At 67.8% G+C, this 25,829-nt stretch carries 28 protein-coding genes; 6 read left to right on the forward strand and 22 right to left on the reverse strand.

Translation table 11 applies throughout. The annotated features are described in order from the left end of the window. Nucleotides 1-71 precede the first annotated feature (71 nt). Genes OMP43_RS10335 through OMP43_RS10345 form a run of 3 tightly spaced genes read right to left on the reverse strand, consistent with a single transcriptional unit; the run spans nucleotide 72 to nucleotide 4,034 of the window. On the reverse strand, nucleotides 72-866 hold the full coding sequence (locus OMP43_RS10335) for a ferritin-like domain-containing protein (RefSeq protein WP_280279643.1): 795 nt from the start codon (nucleotides 864-866) through the stop codon (nucleotides 72-74). Continuing rightward, entirely contained in the window at nucleotides 863-1,336 is a 474-nt protein-coding gene (locus OMP43_RS10340; protein WP_280279644.1) for a peroxiredoxin, read from the reverse strand. The genes OMP43_RS10335 and OMP43_RS10340 overlap by 4 nt, the downstream gene beginning before the upstream one ends. Nucleotides 1,337-1,346: 10 nt before the next feature. Beyond that, complete coding sequence (locus tag OMP43_RS10345) at nucleotides 1,347-4,034, reverse strand: bifunctional [glutamine synthetase] adenylyltransferase/[glutamine synthetase]-adenylyl-L-tyrosine phosphorylase (RefSeq protein ID WP_280279645.1); 2,688 nt, start codon at nucleotides 4,032-4,034, stop codon at nucleotides 1,347-1,349. 74 nt (nucleotides 4,035-4,108) lie between these two features. On the opposite strand from OMP43_RS10345, the gene OMP43_RS10350 reads away from it, so the two are divergent. Next, nucleotides 4,109-4,282 carry a hypothetical protein gene (locus OMP43_RS10350; RefSeq protein ID WP_280279646.1) on the forward strand — a complete coding sequence of 58 codons (174 nt, stop codon included), beginning with the start codon at nucleotides 4,109-4,111 and terminating at the stop codon, nucleotides 4,280-4,282. 74 nt (nucleotides 4,283-4,356) lie between these two features. Here the strand turns inward: OMP43_RS10350 and OMP43_RS10355 are convergent, their stop codons facing one another. The 3 genes from OMP43_RS10355 to OMP43_RS10365 form a co-directional block, all read right to left on the reverse strand. Further along, the gene (locus tag OMP43_RS10355) at nucleotides 4,357-5,016 is read right to left on the reverse strand and encodes a sigma-70 family RNA polymerase sigma factor (protein ID WP_280279647.1); all 660 of its coding nucleotides are present in this window, start codon (nucleotides 5,014-5,016) and stop codon (nucleotides 4,357-4,359) included. Between the two features lie 95 nt (nucleotides 5,017-5,111). Beyond that, complete coding sequence (locus OMP43_RS10360; protein ID WP_280279648.1) at nucleotides 5,112-5,249, reverse strand: hypothetical protein; 138 nt, start codon at nucleotides 5,247-5,249, stop codon at nucleotides 5,112-5,114. Nucleotides 5,250-5,322: 73 nt separating this feature from the next. Next, complete coding sequence (locus OMP43_RS10365; protein ID WP_280279649.1) at nucleotides 5,323-6,120, reverse strand: response regulator; 798 nt, start codon at nucleotides 6,118-6,120, stop codon at nucleotides 5,323-5,325. A gap of 304 nt (nucleotides 6,121-6,424) precedes the next feature. Between OMP43_RS10365 and OMP43_RS10370 the strand changes: the two genes are divergently transcribed. The 3 genes from OMP43_RS10370 to OMP43_RS10380 all read left to right on the forward strand — a co-directional run bounded on the left by OMP43_RS10370 (nucleotide 6,425) and on the right by OMP43_RS10380 (nucleotide 8,586). Next, complete coding sequence (locus OMP43_RS10370) at nucleotides 6,425-6,571, forward strand: NepR family anti-sigma factor (RefSeq protein ID WP_167300909.1); 147 nt, start codon at nucleotides 6,425-6,427, stop codon at nucleotides 6,569-6,571. 10 nt (nucleotides 6,572-6,581) lie between these two features. Beyond that, nucleotides 6,582-8,156, forward strand: coding sequence for a histidine kinase dimerization/phosphoacceptor domain -containing protein (locus OMP43_RS10375; RefSeq protein WP_280279650.1), 1,575 nt, complete (start codon nucleotides 6,582-6,584; stop codon nucleotides 8,154-8,156). A 295-nt stretch (nucleotides 8,157-8,451) separates the two neighbouring features. Continuing rightward, nucleotides 8,452-8,586 (forward strand): entericidin A/B family lipoprotein, encoded by a 135-nt coding sequence (locus OMP43_RS10380; protein ID WP_280279651.1) that lies wholly within the window; start codon nucleotides 8,452-8,454, stop codon nucleotides 8,584-8,586. Between the two features lie 52 nt (nucleotides 8,587-8,638). On the opposite strand, the gene tatC is transcribed toward OMP43_RS10380, so the two are convergent. The 8 genes from tatC to argS all read right to left on the reverse strand — a co-directional run bounded on the left by tatC (nucleotide 8,639) and on the right by argS (nucleotide 15,427). Beyond that, the gene (gene tatC / locus OMP43_RS10385; protein ID WP_280279652.1) at nucleotides 8,639-9,430 is read right to left on the reverse strand and encodes a twin-arginine translocase subunit TatC; all 792 of its coding nucleotides are present in this window, start codon (nucleotides 9,428-9,430) and stop codon (nucleotides 8,639-8,641) included. Further along, a complete protein-coding gene (tatB, locus tag OMP43_RS10390; protein WP_280279653.1) occupies nucleotides 9,427-9,954 on the reverse strand; it encodes a Sec-independent protein translocase protein TatB in 528 nt (175 codons plus the stop codon). Before tatB ends, tatC begins: the two co-directional genes overlap by 4 nt. 56 nt (nucleotides 9,955-10,010) lie before the next feature. After that, nucleotides 10,011-10,244 carry a twin-arginine translocase TatA/TatE family subunit gene (locus tag OMP43_RS10395; protein WP_280279654.1) on the reverse strand — a complete coding sequence of 78 codons (234 nt, stop codon included), beginning with the start codon at nucleotides 10,242-10,244 and terminating at the stop codon, nucleotides 10,011-10,013. Nucleotides 10,245-10,316: 72 nt separating this feature from the next. After that, nucleotides 10,317-10,922 carry an SMC-Scp complex subunit ScpB gene (scpB, locus tag OMP43_RS10400; protein ID WP_280279655.1) on the reverse strand — a complete coding sequence of 202 codons (606 nt, stop codon included), beginning with the start codon at nucleotides 10,920-10,922 and terminating at the stop codon, nucleotides 10,317-10,319. Beyond that, nucleotides 10,919-11,653, reverse strand: a complete 735-nt coding sequence (locus OMP43_RS10405; protein ID WP_280279656.1) for a ScpA family protein — start codon at nucleotides 11,651-11,653, stop codon at nucleotides 10,919-10,921. The genes scpB and OMP43_RS10405 overlap by 4 nt, the downstream gene beginning before the upstream one ends. A gap of 71 nt (nucleotides 11,654-11,724) precedes the next feature. Then, nucleotides 11,725-12,732: a beta-N-acetylhexosaminidase gene (gene nagZ / locus OMP43_RS10410; protein WP_280279657.1), complete on the reverse strand. Its 1,008-nt coding sequence runs from the start codon at nucleotides 12,730-12,732 to the stop codon at nucleotides 11,725-11,727. A 244-nt stretch (nucleotides 12,733-12,976) separates the two neighbouring features. Next, nucleotides 12,977-13,702, reverse strand: a complete 726-nt coding sequence (locus tag OMP43_RS10415; protein WP_280279658.1) for an SPOR domain-containing protein — start codon at nucleotides 13,700-13,702, stop codon at nucleotides 12,977-12,979. Between the two features lie 3 nt (nucleotides 13,703-13,705). Beyond that, nucleotides 13,706-15,427 carry an arginine--tRNA ligase gene (gene argS / locus OMP43_RS10420; protein WP_280279659.1) on the reverse strand — a complete coding sequence of 574 codons (1,722 nt, stop codon included), beginning with the start codon at nucleotides 15,425-15,427 and terminating at the stop codon, nucleotides 13,706-13,708. Nucleotides 15,428-15,605: 178 nt separating this feature from the next. Between argS and OMP43_RS10425 the strand changes: the two genes are divergently transcribed. Beyond that, nucleotides 15,606-16,259, forward strand: coding sequence for a TetR/AcrR family transcriptional regulator (locus OMP43_RS10425; RefSeq protein WP_280279660.1), 654 nt, complete (start codon nucleotides 15,606-15,608; stop codon nucleotides 16,257-16,259). A gap of 4 nt (nucleotides 16,260-16,263) precedes the next feature. On the opposite strand, the gene OMP43_RS10430 is transcribed toward OMP43_RS10425, so the two are convergent. From OMP43_RS10430 to OMP43_RS10460, 7 genes are all read right to left on the reverse strand, one after another. Continuing rightward, nucleotides 16,264-16,680 (reverse strand): hypothetical protein, encoded by a 417-nt coding sequence (locus tag OMP43_RS10430; RefSeq protein ID WP_280279661.1) that lies wholly within the window; start codon nucleotides 16,678-16,680, stop codon nucleotides 16,264-16,266. Between the two features lie 79 nt (nucleotides 16,681-16,759). After that, nucleotides 16,760-17,731, reverse strand: a complete 972-nt coding sequence (locus OMP43_RS10435; protein ID WP_280279662.1) for a hypothetical protein — start codon at nucleotides 17,729-17,731, stop codon at nucleotides 16,760-16,762. 277 nt (nucleotides 17,732-18,008) lie between these two features. Next, nucleotides 18,009-19,088 carry an acyltransferase family protein gene (locus tag OMP43_RS10440; protein ID WP_280279663.1) on the reverse strand — a complete coding sequence of 360 codons (1,080 nt, stop codon included), beginning with the start codon at nucleotides 19,086-19,088 and terminating at the stop codon, nucleotides 18,009-18,011. 154 nt (nucleotides 19,089-19,242) lie between these two features. Continuing rightward, nucleotides 19,243-19,977 (reverse strand): GDSL-type esterase/lipase family protein, encoded by a 735-nt coding sequence (locus OMP43_RS10445; RefSeq protein WP_280279664.1) that lies wholly within the window; start codon nucleotides 19,975-19,977, stop codon nucleotides 19,243-19,245. Nucleotides 19,978-20,116: 139 nt separating this feature from the next. Continuing rightward, nucleotides 20,117-21,229, reverse strand: coding sequence for a hypothetical protein (locus tag OMP43_RS10450; protein WP_280279665.1), 1,113 nt, complete (start codon nucleotides 21,227-21,229; stop codon nucleotides 20,117-20,119). Between the two features lie 65 nt (nucleotides 21,230-21,294). Beyond that, the gene (locus OMP43_RS10455) at nucleotides 21,295-22,452 is read right to left on the reverse strand and encodes a DUF1501 domain-containing protein (RefSeq protein WP_280279666.1); all 1,158 of its coding nucleotides are present in this window, start codon (nucleotides 22,450-22,452) and stop codon (nucleotides 21,295-21,297) included. Nucleotides 22,453-22,457: 5 nt separating this feature from the next. Next, nucleotides 22,458-24,023: a DUF1800 domain-containing protein gene (locus tag OMP43_RS10460; protein ID WP_280279667.1), complete on the reverse strand. Its 1,566-nt coding sequence runs from the start codon at nucleotides 24,021-24,023 to the stop codon at nucleotides 22,458-22,460. 227 nt (nucleotides 24,024-24,250) lie between these two features. Here OMP43_RS10460 and OMP43_RS10465 point away from each other — a divergent pair, with 227 nt between their 5' ends. Next, nucleotides 24,251-24,526: a hypothetical protein gene (locus OMP43_RS10465; RefSeq protein WP_280279668.1), complete on the forward strand. Its 276-nt coding sequence runs from the start codon at nucleotides 24,251-24,253 to the stop codon at nucleotides 24,524-24,526. Nucleotides 24,527-24,580: 54 nt separating this feature from the next. Here OMP43_RS10465 and OMP43_RS10470 read toward each other — a convergent pair whose 3' ends face one another. Further along, nucleotides 24,581-25,747 carry a deoxyguanosinetriphosphate triphosphohydrolase gene (locus tag OMP43_RS10470; RefSeq protein WP_280279669.1) on the reverse strand — a complete coding sequence of 389 codons (1,167 nt, stop codon included), beginning with the start codon at nucleotides 25,745-25,747 and terminating at the stop codon, nucleotides 24,581-24,583. Between the last annotated feature and the right edge of the window lie 82 nt (nucleotides 25,748-25,829).

The raw sequence follows: 25,829 nt of genomic DNA on the forward strand, positions 1-25,829 counted from the left end.
GTACTTCGAATTATCCCGTGTCGCAGGAAGCAGCCCCTCCGCCTCTGGACGATGGCTTGTGGCCCGAGGAATCAGTCCACGGCAAGAGGTTGGTAATAATCGCGGGACAAACCGGCTGAGTCGCGCGCCGAGTCGTTGAACGGAGGCTTAAGCAAGCCGCGGAAATGTCGGGTCACCAGCGCCTGCCAGGCCGTTTCGGGGACGAAACCCTTTTCGCGGCAGGCTGATTCGAACCAGCGGGTTCCGGCGCGGACATGCCGCACCTCGTCGTTCAGAATGCGTGTGAGAATGCGCGCCGTAACCGCATCATCCGCCGCCAGAAATCGCTCGATCGTGGCGGGCGTCACATCGAGCCCGCGCGCCTCCAGCACCATCGGCACCACCGCCAGCCGGGCAAGCGGATCATGCGCAGTCTCGGCCGCCGCGTCCCACAATCCGTCATGCGCGGGCATCGCGCCATACTGGCTGCCCAGCTTCCGCAGCCGCCGGTCGAGCAGGGCGAAATGCATCGCCTCGTCGGCGCCGACCTGCATCCAGTCATCGGTGAAGCCGCGCGGAAACTGCCCGCCAAAGCGCCCCGCCGCATCGAAGGCAAGGTCGATCGCGGCGAATTCGATATGCGCAAGCGCATGGATCAGCGCGATCCGCCCGCGCTCGGAGCCGCCCTTGCCGCGCTTGGGCATGCGGTTGGGCGGCAGCAGCTCCGGCCTGTCGGGGCGCGCGGGGCGATCGGGCATCGCCACGTCGAACGCAAAGGCCAGCCGTCCCAGCCGCCAGTCGCGCGCGGCGGCGCGGGCCGCCTTTACCTTGTCGGCCGGCGCCGCCGCGGCGAGCACCGCGCGACAGGCCTCGGCAACGCTTCTCACCGCGCCTGCATTTCCTTGATCGATTCGAGGACGTCCACCGCATGGCCGGGCACGCGCACGCGGCGCCAGGCGCGGAACAGCCTGCCCTCATCGTCGAACAGGAAGGTCGAGCGATCGATGCCCATATAGCGCTTGCCGTAGAGCTGCTTCTCCACCCAGACGCCGAACGCCTCCATCGCCTTGCCCTCGGTATCGGTCGCGAGCGGCACGGTTAGGTCGTATTTGTTGATGAACTTCTGGTGCTTGATCGGCGGATCCTTGGAAACGCCGAGCACCTCGGCACCGAGCGCCGCGAATTCCGGCAGCAATGCCGAGAAATCCTGCGCCTCGCGCGTGCAGCCCGACGTGTCGTCCTTGGGATAGAAATAGAGGACAAAGGGCTTCCCCACTTTGTCCGCGAGCGCGATCCCCTCTCCCTCGGTTCCGTCGAGATCGACCGCGGGGATCTTGTCGCCTTCCTCGATAGCCATCGTCTTCTCCTCAGGCAGGGCCTCGCACCGCCGCCCAGCAATCGCGAACCTCCTGCCGGGTCCGGTCGAGCTGCGCAACCACCTCGTCCCAGCTGCCGAGCTCGAGCGCGCGGGCGATCAGCGCCTGGGTGGCGAAGCCCGGCGGCTGCGCGTCGGGCGCGACCAGCCGCATGGTGACGAGCAGCCGGGTGAGGAAATCATGCGCCGGGCGCATGGCGGCGGGGAGCAGCCCCTGCTCCGCCAGCTGGTCAATCGCCGCCCCCAGCCTCGGCTCGAAGCCGGCATGGTGGACGAGCTGGGTCACATGCACCGCGAACTCCAGGTCGACGAGCCCGCCATCGAGCAGCTTGGCGTCGAGCGGTCCCTTGGGCGGCTTGTGCGCCGCCATGTCGGCCCGCATCCTGACGGCCTCGGCCCGGATGTCGCGCTCCGGCCGCGCGCCCCGGAGCACCGTGTCGATGATCGCCTGGACCCTGGCGCGCGCCGATGGCGAGCCGAAGACCGGGCGGGCACGGGTGAGCGCCATATGCTCCCAGGTCCAGGCATCCTGGCGCTGATATTTCTCGAAGCCGTCGAGCGACACGACCAGCGGCCCCTGCGCACCCGAGGGGCGCAGCCGGGTGTCGACTTCGTAGAGCGGCCCGGCGGGCGTCGGCACCGAGAGCGCGGCGGTGACGCGCTGGCCGAGCCGGTTGTAGTACATCACCGCGCCGAGCGGCTTGGCGCCGTCGCTCTCCGCCGCATAATCGCCGGTGAAGAGGTAGACGAGGTCGAGATCCGAGGCATGGGTGAGCGCCTGCCCGCCCATCCGGCCCAGCGCGAGGATCACCAGCTCGCTATCGGGCACCACGCCGTGATTGCGTGAGAATTCGCTGACCGTCGCGCTGGCCAATGTCTCGATCGCCGCCTCGGCGACCCGGGCATAGCCCGTCGAGACCTCCAGCGGATCGCTCGCCCCGGCGACGATCTGGGCGCCGAGCGCGAAGCGCTTCTCGTTGACGAAGCGCCGGACGAACTCGAGCTGGAACTGATAGTCCGAGCCCGGCTCCCAGCGGCGCATGCCGGCGGCGAGCGTCTCGATATCGGGAACCGGCGCTAGCGCGGTCGCGTCGATCAGCCCGTCGAGCAGTTCGGCGCGCCGCCCCAGCTGCTCGGCCAGCGTGGGCGCCAGCGCCAGGATCGCGCCGAGCAGCTGGGCGAGCCCGGGCTGTGCTTCGAGCAGGCGGAAGAAGTTGATCGCGCTGGGCAGGCGCGAGAGCATCGCATCGAAGCGGGTGATCGCGTGCACCGTGTCCGGCGCGCGGGAGAACGCGTCGATCAGGCCGGGCAATACCGATTCCAGCGCTTCCCGGGCGGCCGGGGTGCGGAGCGCCGGATAAGTGCCGGCCCGCCAGCCCTGGACGATCCGCGCGGCGCCGTCCGGCCGCTCGAACCCCGCCGCGCCGAGCTTCGCCTCGAGCGGCAGGCTCTCGTTCGGCAGCCGCTGCTCCTCCTCGCCCGCCAGGCTGTCATAGATCGCGCCGACGCGCGTGACCTGCGGCCGGAGCAGATCGGTGAGCACCGCGCCATCCGCCAGCCCGTGCAGCCGGGCGACATTGTCGAGGGAGTCGGGGTTCTCCGGCAACTGATGGGTCTGGCGATCGTCGACCATCTGCAGCCGATGCTCGATCGTGCGCAGCGCGACATAGGCCCGGGTGAGGTCCCGCGCCTCGTCGGACTCGATCCGCCCCGCCTCCGCCAGCGCGGCGAGCGCGTCGCGGGTGGCGGGCGCACGCAGCGAGGGTTCGCGGCCGCCATGGATGAGCTGGTGGATCTGGGCGAAGAACTCGACCTCGCGGATGCCGCCCCGCCCCCGCTTCAGGTCATAGCCGGGGCCGAACGCCTGGGCCTGCGAATAATGATCGCGGATGCGGCGGCTGATGTCGCGGATCTCGCGGATCGTCCCATAGTCGAGCGCGCGGCGCCATACGAACGGACGGATCGCGTCGAGGAAATAGCCGCCGAGCGCCAGGTCGCCGGCACAGGCCCGGGCGCGGATAAAGGCCGCGCGCTCCCAGGGCAGCGCCTGGCTTTCATAATAGGAGATCGCCGCCTCGACCGGCAGCACGATCGGCGTCACTTCGGGCGAGGGGCGCAGCCGCAGGTCGACGCGCAGCACATAGCCGTCGCCGTCGCGCGCCTGGAGCAGCTCGACCACGCGGCGGCCGATCCGCACCGCCGCTTCCTGCACGTCCTCGCGCGGGCGGCAGGGCAGCGTCTCGGGATCGAAGAGCAGGATCGGATCGATGTCCGACGAATAGTTCAGCTCGCGGCTGCCCTGCTTGCCAAGCGCGATCGCGGCGAATCCGCGCGGCTCGGCATCGGGCGTGCGCTCGAGGATCGCCGCGCGAATCGCACGGTCCAGCGCATCATCGGCGAAATCGGTGAGGAGGTGCGTGACCCGCGTGAGATCGAACCGGCCCGAAAGATCGCCTAGGGCGACGAGGAGCGCGAGCCGGCGGCGCTCGATGCGCAGCCGCGCCCCCTCGCCCATTTCGCCCGCGATCGCCCGCGCGGCCGCACGGGGATCCGCAAGGGCGGCGTCGAGATCGGCGACCAGCGCCGCCTCGCGCGTGAGCAGATTGTCGAGGAAGGGCGCATGGGCCCGAGCACGTGCGACGGCGTCGGCGAGATCGGCGGGCAAAGGGGTTTCAGTCACGGAATCAGTCACCTGCGAAACGGTGCATTGCAAAAAGTCAAGCAACAAAACGAGAATTGAATTGTTCTAGCAACATGAACCAGACGACTTCAGCCCCGGCCAGCGAAGCCCGGCAGCCCGCATATCGGGTCGAAGCGCCGCGCGCCAGCGATGCGATCGGCCTGGCGCTGCGCGACGCCTATGCGCGGGACACGGGGCTGCCGGACGACATGGCGGCGATGCTTCGCCTGCTCAACCGGCCCCGCTGAACCTCGAGCTTTCCCGGCATGGAAAAGGCCGCGCTCCTTCGGGGAACGCGGCCTGAATTTTGCGTGGGCCCGGCCTATTTAGGCGAGAGATCGCCGCGATCGCGGCTGAGATCCTCCACTTCGCCCATGATCGTGTCGAGCGCCGTCTTGCCTTCGGCGGTGCCCGGTTCCAGCCGCCGCGAAGGCAGCTGCCCTTCGCTGAGCAGATGTTCGAGCGCGACCCGCCCACGCGCGACGCGGCTCTTGATCGTGCCGACGGCGACCTGGCAGATCTCGGCCGCCTCCTCATAGGCGAAGCCCCCCGCCCCGACCAGGATCAGCGCCTCGCGCTGCGGCTGGGGAAGGTGGAGCAGCGCGCGCTGCATGTCCGAGAGCTCGACATGCCGGTCCTGGCTGGCGGGCGCGGCGAGCAGCCGGTCGGCGACCAGATCGTCCCATTCGCCCTTGAAGCGCGCGCGGCGCATCTGGCTGAGATACAGGTTGCGCAGGATGATGAAGGTCCAGGCGCGCATGTTGGTGCCGGCCTGGAAGCGCTTGCGCGCCGCCCAGGCCTTGAGCAGCGTCTCCTGCACCAGATCGTCGGCCAGGTCGCGGCTGCCCGAAAGCGAGCGGCCAAAGGCGCGCAGATGCGGGATGACCATCGCGAGCTGTTTCTTGAACTCGGGGTCGGAGAGCGAGACATGCTCCTGCGGCGCCTCGGTCCCCTTGTCCTCGGGCTGTTCGGACTGACTCATTCGATCCCGCTTTTTTGCGTGGGCCGCGTGGAAGCGGCCTGTTCCAGAGATAGGCTTGGTGGCCGCGATTGCCAGCATATTCATGCCGTGCGCGGTCAGAAGAGAAGGATCACGGCGAACGCGACGATGACCAGCACCAGGCCATAGCCCAGTACGTAGCGCGTCATATGCGGCGTAGCGCCGGCGCGGGCCCGTTCGCTGTCGATATGGATGGATTCGTCATTCTCAGCCATGCCATCTACAACCCGCGAAGACCGTTTTGGGTCCGTATCATGTGGAACCCGCGCCGGATTTTTCGCGAATGGTTCAGGCCGGGACGGTCGCCTGGTCGAAGAACAGCGCCTGGCTGATCGTCGTCTTCACGGTTTCCCGCTGGAACGGCTTGGTGATCAGGAAGGTCGGCTCGGGCCGCTCGCCGGTGAGCAGCCGCTCCGGGAAGGCAGTGATGAAGATCACCGGCACCGAGAATTCGGCAAGGATGTCCTTCACCGCGTCGATGCCCGAGCTGTCGTCGGCGAGCTGGATGTCGGCCAGGACCAGCCCGGGCCGGTCCTCCATCGCCAGCGCGACCGCTTCGTCGCGCGTGACGGCGACGCCGGTCACCTCATGGCCCAGATCGCGCACGATCTGCTCCAGATCCATCGCGATGAGCGGCTCGTCCTCGATGATCATCACCCGCGTGCGCGTCTGGCGCTCGATCTCGGCCACGGCTTCACCCACCAGCTTCTGCACCTGTCCCGCATCCTCCTCGATCAGATAGCCGGCATCCTCGATGCTGAAGCCCTCGACGGTGGTGAGCAGCAGCGCCTGGCGCGACAATGGGGTGAGGCGCGCGAGCCGCTTGCGGGCGATCGCCTCATTCTCGTTGGCGGCATCGGCGACGACATCCTCTTCCTCGAGATGCGTCGACTGCCAGATCGCCTGGAAGGTGCGGTACAGGCCCAGCCGGGGATCGACTTCGCGGGGGAACTGGTCCGGCGCCGCGACGATCGCCTCGAGCGCCGCGCGCACATAGCGATCGCCATCGGCCTGGCTGCCGGTGAGCGCGCGCGCATAGCGACGAAGCAACGGAAGGTGCGGCGCGAGTTGCTGTCCAAGCGACATGGTCGAACTATTCTCCTACGAGTGCGGAACGGATTGTTTCATCCCCGTTCCGAGCTATTGCAATCCTCATTTCGTGCCACCCGAAGGAGCCCCTCCCCGGATATTGCATCGCCTGTGGAACAAACGAGGCGCTATTTGGTTTCATGGCAGATGCTGCGTAATGTTGCCGCTCAGCCGCCGGCCCCATGCGACCGGTGGCTTTCGTTCAATTCCGGAAGTTGCATCCGGAACAGGTCGCTTTTAGTCCGGGCCGTGGGTAACGCTACGGCGCAGGGGGGAATTGGTGCGTTCCGCGGATGAGAAAATGAAAAAGCCGCCCAAATCCGATGGCGGGAAGGAAACCGGTCGCCCCGGTCGCAATGTCGGCGTGGCGCTGCGCCAGGCCTATGACGAGGCGCTGGGCGAAGCCGTTCCCGACGATCTGCTCGACCTGCTGAAGAAGCTCGACTAGTCCGGAGTCCATGGACATCGCAGACGAAGAACCGCGCGCCAGGATCCGTCCGGCCGCGGCGCTGGTGCAATTGCCCACCGGCGCCAAGGTCTTCCTCTACCTGATTCTCTGCCTGCTGCCGCTGGCATTGATCGCCCTGTTCACCACGCTGCAGAGCACGCGAAACGCGGATACCGAAGCCCGCGCCCGGCTGGGCGCCGCCGCCGGCGAAAGCTCGGGCGTGCTGCGCGACATCCTGGTCAACCATGTGAGCCAGCTCGCCGACGCGCTGGCCGCGCTGGAAGCCAATCCGCACGACGTTCCGGCCTGCACCCGTCTGGCGGGCACCTTCGCCACCACGGCGGGCGCGCGTTTCTCGATCGCCGACGGCGAGGGCCGCGTCATCTGCGGCCAGCGCTTCCGCGCGGAGGACAGGGCCAGGCTCCAGCACCGCCAGGTGCGGACCACGCTGGAGGCGGACGGCATGACGCTGCGCATCGGCGGCAGGACGGGCAGCACCGCGACCGCCTTCTATTCGAAGACCACGCTCGCCGCGCTGATCCAGCCGAGCGGCTTCGTTCCCGAATATGGCGCCGCGCTGATGCAGAATGGCGAGCGGCTGGTGCTGCGCAGGCTGGAAGGCGCGGGGCCGCTCGACCGCCGCGAGATCATTCCCAGCAATCTGGGCATCGACGGGCTCGAGCTCGAAATGTCGATGCTGGGCACGCCGATCACTTCGCCGATGATCATCAACACGGTGGTGCTGGTGCTGATGTGGCTCGCCGCCGCGGGCATCAGCTGGTTCGTCGTCGACATCCTCCTGATCCGGCCGCTGCGCCGCCTGCGCGCGAGCGTCGGCGCCTACAAGCCGGGCGAGGTGATCGACATCAAGCGCTTCGGCGACATGCCCGCCGCGGAGATCCGCGAGCTGGGCGACACGTTCCGCGACATCAGCCGCACCGTGAAGGAGCATGAGGCCGACCTGGCCGAGGGGCTGGTGCGCCAGACCAAGCTGACCCGCGAGGTCCATCACCGGGTGAAGAACAATCTCCAGGTGATCGCCAGCCTGATCAACTTCCACGCGCGCAGCGCCCGGAGCGAGGAAGCGAGCGAGGCCTATGCCTCGATCCAGCGGCGGGTGGACGCGCTCGCGGTGGTCCATCGCCACCATTATGCCGAACTGGAGGAGAATCGCGGGCTCGACCTCCGCTCGGTGATCGGCGAGCTCGCCGCCAATATCCGCGCCACCGCTCCGGAGCGCGCCCAGGGACTGGGCGTGACGCTCGACATTTCGCCGGTGCTGGTCAACCAGGACGTGGCGATCGCCGTCGCCTTCCTGCTCACCGAGATCGTCGAGCTGGCGATGAACTGCAATCCGGCCGCGCAGATCCGCATCTCGATCAAGCCGATCGACGATGATGCGCACCGGGCGCTCCTGCGCGTCACCTCGCCTGCCCTGGTGGAGAGCCCCGCGCTCGAGACGCTGGTGGAGAATCGCTATGGCCGCGTGATCGGCGGCCTTGCCCGGCAATTGCGCACCAAGCTGCACCACGACCCGCTCAGCGGCGCTTATGAAGCCGCCATCGCGATCACCGGACGCCCCTGAGCAATAACCTGGATAAAAAAAGTTCGAAAAAAATCGGGGGGCGTGGAACCCGGGATCGCATGGACCGTTCTGCTCTTCGGATAGTGACCTTTTGCCCCCCCGCTCTCGCTATCCAAGACATGGGCCCGGAAGCGTCAACCCTCCCCCCCCCGGTGACGCTTCCGGGCCTAAAAATTTTGGGGCCCTTGCACTTTCCCTAGCGTTGACAAGCACTTGTCGTACAAACGGAACGTTTGCGCGAGCTTGGGCATTGGTCCGATGATCCCGATGGGATCCGGTATCCTGGAGAGTGAGTATGCGTAAGATCATCGCCTGCGCCGCGCTTGCCGGCGCGATGCTGGTCTCGGCCTGCAACACGATCGAAGGCATGGGCCGGGACGTGTCCTCGGCCGGCGACACGGTCGCCAAGACCGCGAACGACGCCAAATAGGCCGGGCGGAAAGCAAAGCCCCTCCCGCACGCGCGGGAAGGGCTTTTTCGCGTCAGGCCTCGGCGGCCTCCGTCTCGGCCTCGTCCTTGTCGTCCGTCGCCGCCGGGCGACGGCGGCGAGTGAACCAGATCGCCGCCAGCGACAGGAAATAGAGCCCGACCAGCGGAATCGCGAGCAGCAGCTGCGAGCCGACGTCCGGCGGCGTCAGCACCGCGGCGATCGCGAAGGCGGCGACCACGGCATAGCGCCAGGCGCCCTTGAGCTGCTCATAGGTGACGATTCCCGCCCGCTCGAGCAGCATCAGCAGCACCGGCAGCAGGAAGGTGATGCCGAAGGCGAAGAGGAACTGCATCACGAAATCGAGATATTTCTCGGCATCGGGCATCGCGACCTGCTTGACGCCGCTGGTGCCGAGCTCGCCCTGATAGCCGAGCAGGAAATGCAGCGCCGTGGGGATGGCGATGAAATAGGCGAGCGCGGCGCCGGCGATGAACAGCACCGGCGTCGCCAGCAGGAAGGGCAGCAACGCCTTCTTCTCCTGCCGGTAGAGCCCGGGCGCGACGAACTGCCAGAGCTGTGTCGCGATCACCGGGAAGGACAGCATCATCGCCGAGAAGAAGGCGACCTTGAGCTGGACGAAGAACGCCCCGAATATCTGCGTGAAGATCACCTGGTCCTGCCCCGCCACCGCGAGCGGATGGACGAGGAAACCGTAGATTTCCTTCGAGAAATAGAAGGAGGCGAAGAACGTCACCACCAGCGCCGCCACGCAGTAGAGCAGGCGGCGGCGCAGTTCGATCAGATGCTCGAGCAGGGGCTGCTGGGTATCGTCGATGTCCCTCATTCCGCCGCCTCGGCAGGCGGCGCGGCCTTTTTGCGGGTGCGCGGCTTGGCCGCCGGCTCGGCCGAAGCCGCGGCAGCCTTGCGCGCGCGCGGCTTGGGCGCGGGCCTGGCGGCGGGCTCGGCCACCGGCTCGGCGGCGACAGCGGCCGGCTTGCGCGCCCGCTTCGGCGTGGGCGCCTGCGCGGACACGCCCGGCGTCTCGCCCAGGATCGCGGGCTGCTCGACCATCACGGGCGCCGCGTCCTCGCCGACAGCATGCACCTCCGCCTCGGGCGCGGGAAGCGCCGCGGGCGGATGCTCCGACATGATGCGCGCATTCTCGGCCGCCCATTGCTTCTCGAGCTCGGCAAGCTCCGCCTCGCGGACCATGCTGTCGAACCCGGAGCGGAACTGGCGCGCGACGGCGCGCGCCTTGCCGAACCATTTGCCCACGAAGCGCATCGCCTTGGGCAGATCCTTGGGCCCGATCACGATCAGCGCCACAATGGCGACGACCACGAATTCAGGCGCGTTGAAATCAAGCATCGATCAAATCGCCAGAAGCGGCCCCCGGCGCCCTGAGCCGGGAGCGGCGCGGAAGTTCAGAGCTTCTCTTCGCGCGCGGGCTCGGCCTCGCGCTGCACGGTCGGCTCCGGGGCCGCCTTGCCTTCGATGCGGGTCGCCGGCTTGTCCTCGTCCTCCTCGGACATGCCCTTCTTGAACTGCTTGATGCCCTTGGCGACGTCGCCCATCATGTTCGAGAAGCGACCGCCGCCGAGCAGGAGGATCGCAATCAAGCCCAGCACGAGCCAGTGCCAGATGCTGCCCATACCCATAACAAATCTCCTTGATTCAATCTCTATCTAAGCCTCGCGCGCAGCAGCGGCAATGGCCAACGCGGGAGCGCCCTATTCGTCGTCTGTGACAGTTTCGCTTTCGGGCGCCTCGGCCCCGTCGCTTTCGCCCAGCGCCTCCATGGCGAGATCGACCGGATCGAGCAGGCCGGCGGCCTTGAGGTCGTCGATTCCCGGCAGGTCGCGGCGGCTGGAAAGGCCGAAATGGGTGAGGAAGCCGCCCGTGGTGGCATACATCAGCGGCCGCCCGGGCACTTCGCGGCGGCCGGCCGGGCGCACCCAGCCCGCTTCCATCAGCACGTCGATCGTGCCCTTGGATATCTGCACGCCGCGGATCGCCTCGATCTCGGCGCGCGTCACCGGCTCGTGATAGGCGATGATCGCCAGCGTCTCGATACCCGCGCGGCTGAGCTTGCGGCTTTCCTCCCGGTCGCGGCGCAGCAGGTGCGCCAGATCGGCGGCGGTCTGGAAGTGCCAGCGATCGCCGCGGCGGACCAGCTCGATCCCGCGCCCCGCATACAGCGCCTCCAGCGCTGCCAGCGCGCCGCGCAGGTCGATCTCCGCGCCGACATGCGCGCGGATCTCGTCCAGCGTCATCGGGGACTCGGAAGCGAACAGCACGGCCTCCACCGCGCGCGAAGCCGCGTCTTCGGGCGTCATCCGGCCGCCTTGAGATAGAGCGGCGCGAAGGCCGATTTCTGCCGCAGCTCCACCCGGCCCTGCTTGGCCAGCTCCAGCGCGGCGACGAAGGACGAGGCGAGCGCCGACTTGGCATAGGGCCCGGCCGCGCCTTCGGGCAGGAAGGACTGGAGCGTGCTCCATTCGATCCGCGTGCCGATCAGGGCCGAGACGCGCTCGATCGCCGCCTCCAGCGTCATCACGTCGCGGTGCGCGACGACGTGCATCACCGGCCGGGTGCGCGCGCTGATCCGGCCATAGGCGGCGATCAGGTCGTAGATCTCGGCCTCCCAGCGCGCCTTGCGCAGCACGCGGAGCCCCTCGGGCGCACCGCGGAAGAAATTGTCGCGCCCGGTGCGGTCGCGCGCCATCAGCCGCGCGCCGGCGTCCCGCATCGCGTTGAGCCGCTCGAGGCGCAGCTGCAGGCGCAGCGCCAGCTCCTCGGGGCTCGGCGTCTCCTCGGGATTGCGCGGGAGCAGCAGCGCCGACTTGAGATAGGCCAGCCAGGCAGCCATCACGAGATAGTCGGCGGCCAGCTCGAGCTTCAGCTCGCGCGCCTGGTTCACGAAATCGAGATATTGCTCGACGAGCTGGAGGATCGATATCTGCCGCAGGTCCACCTTCTGGTTGCGCGCGAGCGCGAGCAGCAGGTCGAGCGGCCCTTCCCAGCCGTCGATGTCGATCTTCAGGGTGTCGGGTGTCTCGACGTCCATGGCAGGAGTTAAGCAGGTCGGAGGGGTGGTGTCATCAACTCCCTCTCTCCGCTTGCGGGGAGAGGGAGAAGTTACGCCAGCGCCAGCAACGCGTCGCGCCTGGCGACCAACTCCGCGAAGTCCGCATCAGGCTCGTCCGCGCCCGTCGTCGCCATCGCGCGGTCAAGCCGCTCGATGCATGCGGGCGTCGCGTCGGGCAGCAGGGCGGAGATCTCGATCATCTCCTCCATCCGCGCCCAGCAGTCGAGCACCACGTCGCAGCCCGCCGCCAGCGCCTGCGTCGCCTTTTCGCCCGGCGTGCCGGAGAGCGCCTTCATGTCGATGTCGTCGGTCATCAACAGGCCGTCAAAGCCGATGCGATCGCGGATGATCTCGCCGATCACCCGGGGCGAGAGCGTGGCGGGGCGCTCGGCGTCCCAGGCTTCGAACACCACATGGCAGGTCATGCCCATCGGCGCATGCCGGAGCGCGTGGAACGGCGCGATGTCCTGTTCCAGCGCCGCCGCGTCGACCCGGACGCGCGGCAGCTCGAGATGGCTGTCGACCAGCGCGCGGCCATGGCCCGGCATGTGCTTGACCACGCCGACCACGCCGCCCCGGCGCAACCCCTCCACACAGGCCTGTCCCAGTGCCGCGACCCGCATCGGCTCGCCGCCAAAGGCGCGGTCGCCGATCGCCTGAGTCACCTCGGGCGTGACGACGTCGAGCAGCGGCGCGCAATCGACGGTGACTCCCACATCGGCCAGCATCATGCCCAGCGCATGGTAATTGGCGCGTGCCGCCTCGATCGCGGAGACCGGCGCGACGTCGTAGAGCCGGCCGAACACCTCGCCCGCCGGGAAGGCCGGCCATTCGGGCGGCACCATCCGGCTGACGCGGCCGCCTTCCTGGTCGATCAGGATCGGCAGATCGGCCCGGCCGCTCAATTCGCGCAGGCTCTCGGTGAGCGCGCGCATCTGATCGCGGCTCTCGCAATTGCGCTTGAACAGGATGTAGCCGAGCGGATCGGCGTCACGGAAGAAATCGCGCTCCTCGGCCGTGAGCGACAGGCCGGATACACCGAAGATTACAGGCTTCATGCCTGCGGTCTTAGCCGAGCGGAAGGCGCCGGATAAGCCCCTCCCCCGATATCGGCCATGCCCGTGCGGCATGGCTTGCCGTCAGCCGGCCCGGCGGATCAGCGCACGCACCGGCCATCCCGCCACGCACCGCCCGCATCGAGGCAGCGATCCCGCGCAATGAACGGGCCCGCCCATGTCACGGCCACCCCAAAGCCCATCGCCAGGACGGCCAGCACGATCGCAAGGTTGCGGCGGCCGGCCATCAATTCGCCACGTAGCAGCTCTCGCCCGCCACCTTGAGCTTGCCGCACAGCTCCCTCGCCTGACCGTTCGAACCCGCATTGACGCGCAGGCGGAACACCGACTTGCCATCCTTCTCGCCGCGCTCGACCGACTTGCCGAGCGGCGCCAGATAGGAAAAGCGCTTCGATAGGCGCGCCCAGGCGGCATTGGCGCCGCCCTCGTCCGGAAAGGCGCCGAGCTGGATCAGCGCGCCCGAGCCCCCGGCCTGCGGGGCGATCACCGGCACGCGCCTGGGCTGGGCCTCCGCCGCGGCGGCGCTCGACGGGATCGCGACCTTGGCATTCTTCTCGCCCGTCAGCGACGGCGCCTTCTCCGCCACCTTCTTGCCATCCACCGGCGCCTCGGGCAGCGCGCTGGTGTCGATGCTCGAATTGCCGCTGTCGCCCTGGCTGGTGGCGAAGACGGTGTCTCCCTCGCCATCCACCTTCATCCCGCCCGGCTCGTCGGGCTTGACCTTGTAATCGCCTTCCGGCGCCGCGATCAGCTCGCCATTGCCGGACAGGCTCTTCTGCTTCTGGTACCAGTAATAGCCGAACGCCCCCGCGCCGAGCACCGCCAGGAGCAGGACGACGAGCAGCAGGAGGCGGCCGAAGGAAGGCCCCTCGCGATAATCATCCTCCACCGTCTCCAGCCAGGGAAGGCGATCGTCATCGCCGAATCCGGCCTCCCCCCCACGCATGTTCATTCCTCACATCTCCTGGACAGCCTCGACGCCCATGATGCGGAGGCCGTTACGTACAATCTGCCCAATCGAACGCGCCAAATAAAGCCGTGCACATGTCAACGCCGGCTGGTCGGGAATCAGGAAGCGGCGGCTCGCATCGTCCTTGCCCAGGTTCCACAGGCTATGGAGCTCAGCCGCCAAATCATAGAGATAAAAGGCAATTCGATGCGGCTCACGCGCCGATGCCGCTGCCTCGACGATCCGCGGGAACTGCGCGGCGGCCTGAACCAGCCGCAGCTCCTGTGTATCAAGCAGAGACAGATCCGCATCGGCACAGGCGATCCCCGCCTCCGCGGTGCGCCGCTGGAGCGACGCGACACGGGCGTGCGCATATTGGACGTAGAAGACCGGATTGTCCTTCGACGCCTCGACCACCTTAGCGAAATCGAAGTCCATCTGGGCGTCCGCCTTGCGGGTCAGCATGGTGAAGCGGACCACATCCTTGCCCACTTCGTTCACCACATCGGCGAGCGTGACGAAGTTGCCGGCGCGCTTCGACATCTTCACCGGCTCGCCGTCGCGCAGCAGCCGGACCATCTGGACCAGCTTGACGTCGAACTTGGTCTCGCCGCCGGTCAGCGCCTGCACCGCGGCGACGATGCGCTTGACGGTGCCCGCATGATCGGCGCCCCAGATGTCGATCAGCTGGTCGGCCGACTGCGCCTTCTGGAAGTGATAGGCGAGATCGGCGCCGAAATAGGTCCAGGCGCCGTTCGACTTCTTGATCGGGCGATCCTGATCATCCCCGAATTGCGTCGAGCGGAACAGCGGCAGCTCGACCGGCTCCCAATCTTCCGGCGTCTCGCCCTTGGGCGCTTCGAGCACGCCGTCATAGACGAAGCCGCGCTCGCGCAGCCACGCCTCGGCCTGCTCGGGCTTGCCGACGGCCTGCAGCTCGGCCTCGGACGAGAACAGGTCGTGATGGATGCCGAGCAACGCCAGATCGGCACGGATCATGTCCATCATCGCGGCGACGGCGGTCTTGCGGAAGAGCACGAGCCATTCGCTCTCCGGCGCGCCGACATATTTGTCGCCGAACTCCGCCGCGAGCTTCGCGCCGACCGGCTTCAGATATTCGCCCGGATAGAGCCCCTCGGGAATCTCGATCGTCTCGCCCAGCGCTTCCCGGTAGCGAAGGTGCGCCGAGCGGGCGAGCACGTCGACCTGGCCGCCCGCGTCGTTGACATAATATTCGCGGATCACCTTGTGCCCGGCGAATTCGAGCAGCGAGGCGAGCGCATCGCCCACCACCGCGCCCCGGCAATGGCCCATGTGCATCGGGCCGGTCGGGTTGGCCGAGACATATTCGACGTTCACGGTCGTGCCCGCGCCCACGGCGGAGCGGCCATAATCGTCGCCGGCATCGAGGATCGCCACCAGCTCGCCGCGCCAAGTCGCGTCGGTGAGCGTCAGGTTGATGAAGCCAGGGCCCGCGACGGAGACCGAGGCGACTTCGTCCAGCTTTTCCAGCTCCGCGCCGATCTTCTCGGCCAGCGCGCGCGGATTGGTCCCAGCCGGCTTGGCGAGCACCATCGCGGCGTTGGTAGCCAGGTCCCCGTGCGAGGGGTCGCGCGGCGGCTCGACGGTGACCGCACGTCGCTCCAGCCCCGCAGGCAGGTCACCGGCGAGGACGAGCGCATCCAGGGCAAGGTTCAGATGCGCGGCGAAGCGTGCGTAGAGCGTCATTCACGGTTCCAGTGGTTGCGGAAGCGCGCGCCTTAGCGGATGCGGCCGAAACTGCACAGCCCCCGGCCGAACTTCGCCATCCGGGCGTCATGGCGTGGCGCGTGTTGACGGACCTTGCCGCGACCCGCCAAATGGGTTGCTTTGCCGGAACCGGCGATCGGAAGGGACACAAGACAAGGTGGCGGAGGCAGCTGCGGGCAGGAAACGTCGGACACAGGCGGAGCGTACCGCGGAAACGCGGGAGGCACTGCTCGATGCCGCGATCCGGCTGCTCTATCGCAAGGGCTATGCCGGCACCTCGACCGAGGCGATCGCCGAAGAGGCCGGCGTCACCCGCGGCGCGCTGCATCACCATTTCGGCACGCGCGTGCAGCTGATGGCCGATGTGATCGGCAGAGTCTACGAGCGCGAGAAGCGCGCCTATGAACGGATCGCGGCCGATACCGGCCGCGGCGCGCGCCTCGCCGACTGGCCGGAAATGCTCTGGGAGGTGTTGAGCCGCCCCTCCGGGCTCGCCGTGCTCGAGATACTCCAGGCGTCGCGCAGCGATCCCGAACTGGCCGCGCTCGTCGCGCCGATGCAGGCGAGAGTGGAGCAGATGTCGCTCGAGACGATCAAGCAGCAGTTCGGCAGCGGCGAGGATAGCGAGATGCTCGCCGGAATCCGCCTGTTCGTCTGGGCCGTGCGCGGCCTGTCGATCGCGCAGGTCCTTGCCCCGGACCCCGCGGACATGCGGCGCTCGGTCGATTTCCTGCGCCTGCTGGTCGAAGGCGCAACGAACGCGGGCGTCATCGACTCCCGCGGGCGCCCGATCGTCCCGCCGGCCGGCTGACCGATCAGGGAACCGGCTGCCCTTCCCGGCAGACCGCGGCGATATTGCCGAAGTCCTTCGTCCCGTCATCGGTTGCGAGCATCTTGAGATGCCCGAGCCAAACGAACCGCCGGAACACCGGATCCCGCGCGGTCCGCTTCTCGCCACAGGCGATCTGCGGCGCGTCCCGCCGGACGACGACATCGCGCAGCTCGGCGCGCGGATCCTCCATCGACGCCAGGATCGCGGTTTCCACTGCCGGCCGCGGCTGCGGCGCCGGCGCAGCGGATTCGGCGATGGGCGCCGGCACCGGTTCGGCTTCGACCGGATGCACCACGACCGCACCGGCATCGGCTGCGACGGGAGCGCTCCGTGGCCAGGCGAAGAAGGCGATGCCCGCCGCCACGACCAGAATCGCGATGATGCCGTAGGTACGAACCATGTTCCTGCTTTCCGTGGATAAGGGTTGGCCGCGCGCCGCCCGGACCGCGGCGCGCGACCAGAAGCTCAGAGCCGGAAGCTCAAGGGATGTTGGAGATCCGCCCGGTCCAGGCGTTCGCGGTGAAGAACTCGCCGGTCCCGTTCTTGAACGCGGCGCCAGCGACGGCATCGCCCTTCAGCTGCCAGGCGAGCCAGGCGGTCGGGAAGCCGAGATAGCCATAGACCCCGTTCGCGCAGGCCTTGAGAAAGCCGAGCGCGCCGCAGCCCGGCGTGCCGGTGACGTCATTGTGGTTGGCGCCCTTCAGCAGGCCCTTGGCCTTGAGCATCGTGCCCGGCGTGGCGTTGTAATAGGCCGTCTGCGAGTTGAGCTGGGTGCCGCCGCTCTGCGTGTCCGGCGCGATCAGGCTGTCCGCCGTGCCGCTCACATAGAAGATCGATCCCGAGCCACCGGTCAGCGTCGGCGTGAGCAGGCAATTGTCGGCCGGATTGCACCAATTCTGGTTCGGCAGCTCGAACGTCACCGTGGTGGTGATCACGCCGCTCGAGTGGAACATCGCATTGGCGGCGCCCGAAGCGCCCTGCGAATGGCCCGCCGCCCCGACATGGGCGAAATCGACGCGGTGATAGAAGGGGCTGGACGGGTTCGCTTCCTCGGCCCGCATATAGGCCAGCGAATCCAGCACGGTGTTGCCATAGCCGGTCTGCTGGTCGCGCGTGGCCACGACGATGAAGCCCCAGCTGGCGAGGTGCTTCAGCCAGTTGGTGTAATTGTCCGGCGTGGAGCCGGTGCCATTGGCCCATACCACCAGCGGCAGGCGGGTGTTCAGCGACGCGATGTTCGACGGATAGAAGACATCGCACTGATTGCCCTTGGAATCACAGGCCGCGGCGGAGCGGGTCGTGGTCGTCGCATAGCTGCCATTGGCATAATATTGCGTCTCCACCGGGCCGGTCGGCGCGTTGGGAACGGACTGGGCGCACGCCGGCAGGGCGGCGGCCAGAGCGATACTGGAAACCAATGTGGTGAAAATCGCCCGAGATATTGTCTTCATCTGCCTCTCCTTGCGCTTATCGATTTTCTCCTTCGAACCGTATCGGTGACCTCGAATCAATCGAGGCCGGCCGAGCGGTTCGGCCGCGCGGAGTGGCGAGCGGGAAGTCCGGCTGGTTGTCGTGCACGCCGCACCGCGCCCATCGGGCAATCGATGCGCAACTGTTCCTCCCCGATCGCCGGTCTTCGCCGGTAACGGCAGCCTAGGCGCACATTTACATGCAATCAAGAACGTATGTAAATTACGGAAGCACGCCCCGGGCGTGCGGGCGACCGCTCTATTCGGCTATGGCCGCGCGCGGCTTGGCCGGATTGACGCCGTTGAGCAGCATCGCCGCGAAGGGGACGCGCGTGACGATCAGGCGATGCACCAGATAGGAGAGCCAGCCCGACAATCCCACGAGCAGCAGATAGGAGACATAGGGATTGAGCCGCAGCGGATCGAGCAACGGGTCGAGCGCGAGGATGATCGGAAAATGCACCATGTAGATGGTGAAGGCCGCGTCCGATATCCGCCGGAACAGCGGCGGCGTTCCGCGCATCGCGATCGCCGACCGCAGGATCAGCACGGTGACCGCCGGCGGACACAGGCAGGAGGTCACCACGTTCAGCAGGCTGGCCGGCCCGTCGAAAAGGCTCTTCCCGCCCCCCGGCAGCAGCCGCGAGGCCAGGCAGAGCGCGAACACCATCGCCAGCACCGTGAAGGCGGGGCCGGTGCGCGCGGTCATGTGGCGGAACAATGCCGGCGAACCCGCCAGGATCACGCCGAACGCGTAGAGCGGCGCATAGCCCAGTATCTGATGGGCCGCCCAGACCGGCTCGGCGAGCATGCCGGCCATGCTCGCCAGCCGCGCGACGAGCAGGACGCTCATTGCCGCCACCACGCCCACGGCCAGGATGATCAGCGTCACCGAGGGGCGATCGCGCTCCACCCATCGATCGATGCGAGCGAAGATCGCATGCGCCCGGTCCGCACGGAAGAGCCAGAAGGTGATCGGAGCATAGGCCAGCAGGTCGACCAGGAACCAGAAATGCCACCAGCCGAGTTCCGGCAACGCCGGCATCATGGTGCCGAACGCATGCCAGCTCGCACAGGCGCTCATCAACGGGGCCAGCACGAACAGCCCGAAGAGCATCGGGATGCCGATCTGGAAGCTGCGGCGCGCCAGCCAGGGATCGGCCCCGCGCTTGGCGATGGCGAGCAGGCTGAGCAGCCCGGCAACCGCGAAGAAAGTGCCCATGCGGAAATTGGAGGAGGTCTTGGCGATCAGCACGAAGACGGGCCGGTCGATCTCCTGCACGGTCGTGGCGTGCAGGAAGATCCCGGCAAGCATCAGCAGCGCGCGCCAGTTGTCCAAACCGGCAATCCGCTCGCCTCGCAAATTCGCCCCCTGAGCAACTACGGGTGCAGTTGACTGGGGCTTAATCTAGATCAAATTGCTTAATCAGCCGTTCCTTGCAGCGTCGAAACGGTATGAATTCTGCCGTAACCTTCCCGGCATCTACCACGATTCACGCTCCCCTCTGGGGGACTTCAGAATGGCATCGTTGCAGGACGCGCTGCGGCAGGTTCTCGTCCAGAGCGCGGCGCAGCGCGATCGTCCAGCGCCGATAGCCTTCGTCGTTCAGGTGCAGGCCGTCCTCATTATAGAAGGGCCCCGGCCGCCCGTTCAGAAGCAGCAGCGGCACGATATCGACATAGGTGACGTCCGGTCGCTGCCCGGCGATCGTCCGCGCGACCAGATTATAGCGGTCCTGCTGGTCGCGCCGGTCCCAGCGGGTGGGGCTGGGCTTCAGCGAGATGACGAATACCGGCGTCTGGCCGAACAGGCGCGACTTGATGGCAAGGAACTCGCGCAGGTCCGCCACGGTCTCGTCCACCGAACGGCCGAAGGCGAGATCATTGTCGCCGGCATAATAGACGATCGCCTGGGGAGCACGCTTGGCCTGATCATGCGCGATGTGGAGGTTGATCTCCGCCATGGTCGCGCCGCCCATGCCGCGATTCTGCGCGATCCAGGGCTTGAGATCGTCCTGGAGGGAGGACCAGCGGCTCATCGTCGAGCTGCCGACGAACCACAGCACGCACGCACCCTCGCGATTGGAGGCGCCGGGCAGGGGCTGGCGCGCCAGGACCCATTGCCACCCGCCGAAGATCGCCGTGAACACGGCAAGCGCAAGGGCGCATTTGCCGAGCGTGGCAAGCGCGATGCCGAGCGGAGTTGACGGTCCAGGTGACGACGGCACGTTCGGTCCTCAACGCTTGATCGGCCCATATTGCGGCACGAAGGTTAAAGCCGGGTTTTCCGGTAGGGTCGCAATATCAAGACTTTATCCGACCGCTCACCGTCATGGGAGCAATGATCCCGGATGTCGGACCGACGCCTCACGCCGCCCGGCCGCGGCGTGCCGGGAATTCGCGCTGCACCATGCGACCGCCGAACTGCAGCGCGTGCTGGAGAAACAGCAGGTGGAGCTGGGTGCGCTCCTCGCCCGGATCGGGATGCGGCTTGCCGCTGGACCCCGGGCGGCGATGCTCGCGATAGCGGTCGAGCAGCATTTCGAACTCGCGATCGGAGAGCAGCCACACCGACAGCTGGCCGCGCGTCGAGACGACATCCTGGAACATGACCTTGTCGCTCGCCTCGAGCAGCTCGATCGCGTTGCGGCGGTGCGCGCGGTTGCGCCAGAAGCTCCAGTTGCGGACCACGGCCCGCTTCTCGCGCATCTCCAGGATCAACTGCTCGGTGAGGCGATCATAGGCTAGGCGCTTCTCCACCGCCCGTTGAGCGAGAATTTGGGCGCTGCGCTCCGCGCTGTCGGCGACCCGCTCGCACATGAAGACTCCCCCGATTTGCGGGCCGAAATCATGCTCGTCGACGAGCACCGGCATCGCGCGGGGCAAGCCGTGGCGGGCAAGCGCATCGGCAACGCCTTGATGGACCCGCAGATAGAGCCACCACAGGGCGATGACGAAACCGGCATAGTCGCGCGGCAATGCGCCGCTCGGAACGGTATGCCGATCCGGATAGGCGCGGATCGCACCGTCGAGCAGCACGAGGCCGCGGCATTCGAGCGGCGTCTCGATCTCGGCGAAGCAGCCCTGCCAGGGCGTGGGATAGCCTTTGCAGGCGTCCAGCAGCGTCTCGCGGCTGGCGGTGGAAAAGGCAAAGCTGTCATCGTCATAGAGCGAGACTTCGAAGCCCGGCCCCTCGCCTTCCCAATGGCCGGTCAGATCGATGCCCAGTGCGGTACAGCGACTGCCCTTGCGGTCCATCGCAAGGATATCGGCATGAACGCGTTCCCAGCCGACGATCTCGACGCCCTCGCGCACGCTTGCACGGCAGAGCGGGGCGAATGCCGAGGGATGCTCCTCCAGCAGCGCGGAGAGCTCGGCTTCGAGCGCGGCGAAATCCGGCGCGCGGATCAATCCCGCAAAATAGCGGTCGAGCGCGCGCCTGCCCGTACCAGTCGAGAGAATCTGTTCCAGTTCGGTCATGCCGCCCGCGCCTCGCTGCCGGAAATCCGGGCGAGCGATAGCGCGGATGGCTTAATGCCCGGTTGTCAGGCGCGGACCAGATCCCGGAGCGGTTGGGCCGCCTGCACGTCGGGGAACAGCTTTCGCACCGTGGCCTGGGGGCTGAGATCGAAATGCGCCGAGAGCGTCGAGCCGATCACCGCATCGAGCCCGGTAGTGGGCTTGAGGTCGCGATTCTCGTAGAGCGCCGCGTCGGCGAGGCCCGGCCAGTCGGCGACCACACGCCCGCCGTTCACCGCGCCCCCCATCAGCATCGCGACCGATCCGGTGCCGTGATCGGTTCCCTGCGTGCCGTTGACCTTCACCGTGCGTCCGAACTCGGTGGCGACGAGCACCACCGTGTTGCTCCACAACGGCCCCAGCCCCTTCTGCAGCGCGCCGATCATCTGGTCGAGCCCGTTGAGCTGGCCCGCCAACCGCCCGCGCTGGCCGGCATGCGTGTCCCAGCCGCCGGTCTCGATCATCGCGATCCGCGAGCCGTTCTCGGCCGACAGCATCTTGGCGGCGAGATCGCCCGTGGCCGCCGCGTTGCGGCCATTGTCCGATGCGAGATCGCTGGTGAGCATCTTGGTCGCGGTCGCCTGTTCCCAGATGCCATGGAGCTGGGCGTCGCCCTGATACATCTGGGTGACGCGCGTCAGCAGGTCGTCCGAGGCGTCGGGCAGTGCCGAAGGGGCGTAGCTCGCCACTTCCACCGGCCCGCGCAGCGCCAGCGGCACCGTCGCGGCAAGCGCGATCGCCTTGTCGTCGGCGGGCAGCAGGGTGAGCAGCCGGTTCAGCCAGCCGTCCTTGAGCTGATAGGCCGAGGTGCCACCGGTCTCCAGCACGTTCTGCCCGTCGAAGTGCGAGCGGTCGCGATAGGGCGAGGCGACGGCATGCAGAAACAACGCCTGCTTGGCGCCGTAAAGGCCATGGACGTTCTTGAGCGCCGGATGGAGCGCGAACATCGAGTCGAGCTTCGGTGCCGAGGCGAAGTCCTCGGCGAGCTGGCCGCGCTGGCTCGCATAGGCGGGATCGCCCACCGGCGCGACGGTATGCAGTCCGTCGGCGGCACCGCGCTGGATGATGAAGACGAAGCGCCGCTCGGTCGCCGCGCGGGCAAAGGCCATGCGGGCGCCGAAGGTGGATGCGAAGACGGCCGAGGCGCCAAGGGCGACGAAGCGGCGGCGGGAAAATGCGGTCATCGGGCTTACCTCCGCATGAATTCGGGCGAGACGAGCATCAGGGCGAGGCCCTGGCCCGGGCTTTCGGCGCGCGCGATCGACTGGGCGGTGCCGGTGCTCAGCGTGCCGGGGAAGAGCTGGGCGGCGCGCTGCCGCGCATCGATCGTGTCGCGGGCGCGCTGCGCCATGCGCTCGGCCGCCTCGACTCGCCGCATCACCGCATCGGGCCCGGCCCAGGCCCCGGCGACATCGTCCCAGCCCGCCGGCGAGCCCGGCTTCCAGGTCGGCTGGCCGAGCTGGCCCAGCAGCCCGTTGACGGCATTGCCCTGCACCTGCTGCGTGCCGAGCGCACGCAGCGCCGAGATCGACCATTCCCAGGGCGACTTGAACTTGGCCGGCTGGGGCGCCCAGCATTCGGGCGACGCGATCAATGTGCGATAGACGGTCGGCAGGTCGCCGCCCGAGCTCAGGAACGCCTTTTCCAGCCGCGCGACCAGCGGCGCGGGCGGATCGTCGCTGGCGAAATGCCGGGCCAGCTTGGTCGCGATATGCTTCGCGGTCGCCGGATGGGTGGCGAGATGGTCGAGCACCGCGGCTGCCTGCCGCTCGCCTTCCTGCGCCCATTGCCGGCCCAGGATCGTGCGGGTGCCCGGCTCGTGCAGCCGCGGAGCGAAGACGAAGCTGCCGGGCTCGCCATCGGCGGTGCCGGCATAGCGCGCGCCGGCGCCGCGGCCGAGCCCCGCCACGGTGAAGCCGGTCATCGCCCGGGCAAACTCGGTCACGTCCGCCTGGGTGTAGACGCTGCGCACGCCCAGCGTGTGGAGCTCCATGATCTCGCGCGCCAGATTCTCGTTGAGCCCGGCGCGCCGCTGGGCCTGGCGGCGGGCGGCGAGCTGGCCGGCGGGGCTGTTCGGGCCGATCGACACGGCCTGATCGAGATAGAGCAGCATCGCCGGATGGCGCTCGACCGCGTTGAGCATGTCGCCGAACCTGCCCATCACATGCGGGCGGATCGCCTCGAACTCCATCGTGCCCGCCAGCCCGACCAGTTCGAGCTTGTCGGCCGAGACGGCGAAATGGTTCGCCCAGAAATGCACGAGCCGCTCGGCGAAGGGCGTGGGCGAGGTGATCGCGCTCAACGCGCGGGCGGAAACCATGCCGACATAGATTTGCTGCTGCTGGCGCCGCGCTTCGCGCCGGGCCATCATTGCCGCGTCCTCGCCCTGATAGAGCGGCTTCGCGCTCGGCTGCATGCCCGGCTGCATCGCCGGCGCCGCGGATTGCATGTCCTGCATCGCCCCGCCTTCCGCCATGGGCGGCTGCGCGCCTGCGGGTCTCGCCGGCATGGCGGGCGGCTGCTGCGGTTGCCGGTCGCGCGGTCCCTCGGCCTGGCGGATCTGCCGCTGGCGCTCGTAGAAATCCGCGAGGTCACTCGCCACTCGAGTGCTGGGCACCTGCGCCGCGATCATCTGCGGGCGCGGATCGAAGCCAGCGATCTGCCCGGCGAGCCATTTGCGGGGATCGGCCCCGGTATCCTCGCCCGGCCTGGCACCGAGACCGAAGCGGTTGAGCGCAATACTGGCGTCCGACATGCGACTCCCCTGTCCGTTATGTGTCCGGACTACGCGCCAAATGTCGCAGAAGTTTGCCACACTTTCGGTTCGACGCGGCGCTTCGTCATTTTCCTCGCATGCATTTCCTGCAACCGGCGCCGGCCACCTTTGCGATTGCCGATTTTGCTGCGCCGCAACAAAGATCGACGCAATAACAGAACAAACCGGATGCCGGTCTGGCTCCTGATCCATCAAGGAGAAAGATCGTGTCGAAGTTTCTTTTCGCGGCTGCCGCCGCCGTCCTGACCTTTACCGCCCCCATGGCGATCGCGAGCGAGCGTAGCTTCACCCATGAGGGCGTGACCTATACCTATTCGATCACCACCAGGGACAAGGCCCAGATCCTCGAGGGCCGCACGAGCCAGGGCGGCGAATTCCGCCTGAACGTGAAGAATGGCTGGGTCGAGGGCTATGTGAACGATACCCGCGTCTCGTTCCGCGCGCCCAGGGAGAAGGCGCCGGCGCAGATCGCCGCGCGCTGAACCTGTCCGGAGCAGCGTGGGGCCGGGGCGGCGACGCTCCGGCTCCACGCCGCGTCAGAACCCCTCGGGCAAGTCGATCGTGCCGACCAGTTCCTTGTAGCGCGCGACGGCATAGCGATCGGTCATGCCGGCGATGAAGTCGGCGATATGCCGGCTGCGGGCGGGTTCGCCGGCGGGCAGCGACTCGGTCCATTGCGCCGGCATCAGCGACGGATCGGCGCGATATACGTCGAACAGGCCCGCCACCACCGTGCCCGCCGCTTCCGCCGCGGCGAGCTGGCTCGGATGGTGATAGAGATTGGCGTACATGAAGCGCTTGAGGCCGCGTTCGGCTTCGCGCATTCCATCCGAGAAGTGCGCGAGCACCTGGCCAGCGGCGCGGACGTCCGCCACCGTTTCCACGCCGCTCTCGGCAATGCGGCGCTGCGTGGCACCGATGAGATCGTTGACCATCGCGCCGATCTGGGCACGGATCAGCTCGCTGAGCAGGCGCCGGCGCTCGCAGCCGGGGAACTTCACCTCCACCTCGCGCCAGCCCTGGGCGATCATCGGCACTTCGAACAGCTGATCGAGCTGGAGCAGCCCCGCCCGGAGCCCGTCATCGATGTCGTGATTGTCATAGGCGATGTCGTCCGCGATCGCCGCGACCTGGGCCTCGAGCGAGGGCCAGCTCGCAAGCTCCAGCGGGAACGCGGCGTCCGCCTCGGCCAGCGCCCATTCGGGATGGTCGATCGGGCCATTGTGCTTGGCGAGGCCCTCCAGCGTGTCCCAGGTTAGATTCAGCCCATCCCAGGCCGGATAGGGGCGCTCGATCACGGTCAGCGTGCGGAGCGTGTTGCCGTTATGGTCGAACCCGCCCTGCCCGGCCAGCGCCGCGCTCAGCGCCTTTTCCCCGGCATGGCCGAAGGGCGGATGGCCAATGTCATGCGCCAGGCAGAGCGCCTCGGTCAGGTCCTCGTTGAGCCCCAGCGTGCGCGCGATCGCCCGGCCGATCTGCGCGACTTCCAGGCTGTGGGTGAGCCGTACCCGGAAATGATCGCCATCGGGCGCCATGAACACCTGGGTCTTGTGACGCAGGCGCCGGAAGCTGATCGAGTGGATGATCCGGTCCCGATCGCGCTGAAAGGCATCGCGCGGCCCCCGCGCGGTACCGCCGGGCTCGGGATGGAGGCGGCCACGGCTGGCTTCGGGCGTGGAGGCCCAGGGAGAGATCGCTTTCACTGGGCGGCTCCTATCAGCCCAATCCCGACCCGTCATCCCACCCTCTTGCGACACCCGCGCGAAAGCGGGGCCATCTCCGGCG

The sequence above is a fragment of the Sphingomonas sp. CBMAI 2297 genome (assembly GCF_029870595.1).
Classification (GTDB): Bacteria; Pseudomonadota; Alphaproteobacteria; order Sphingomonadales; family Sphingomonadaceae; genus Sphingomonas.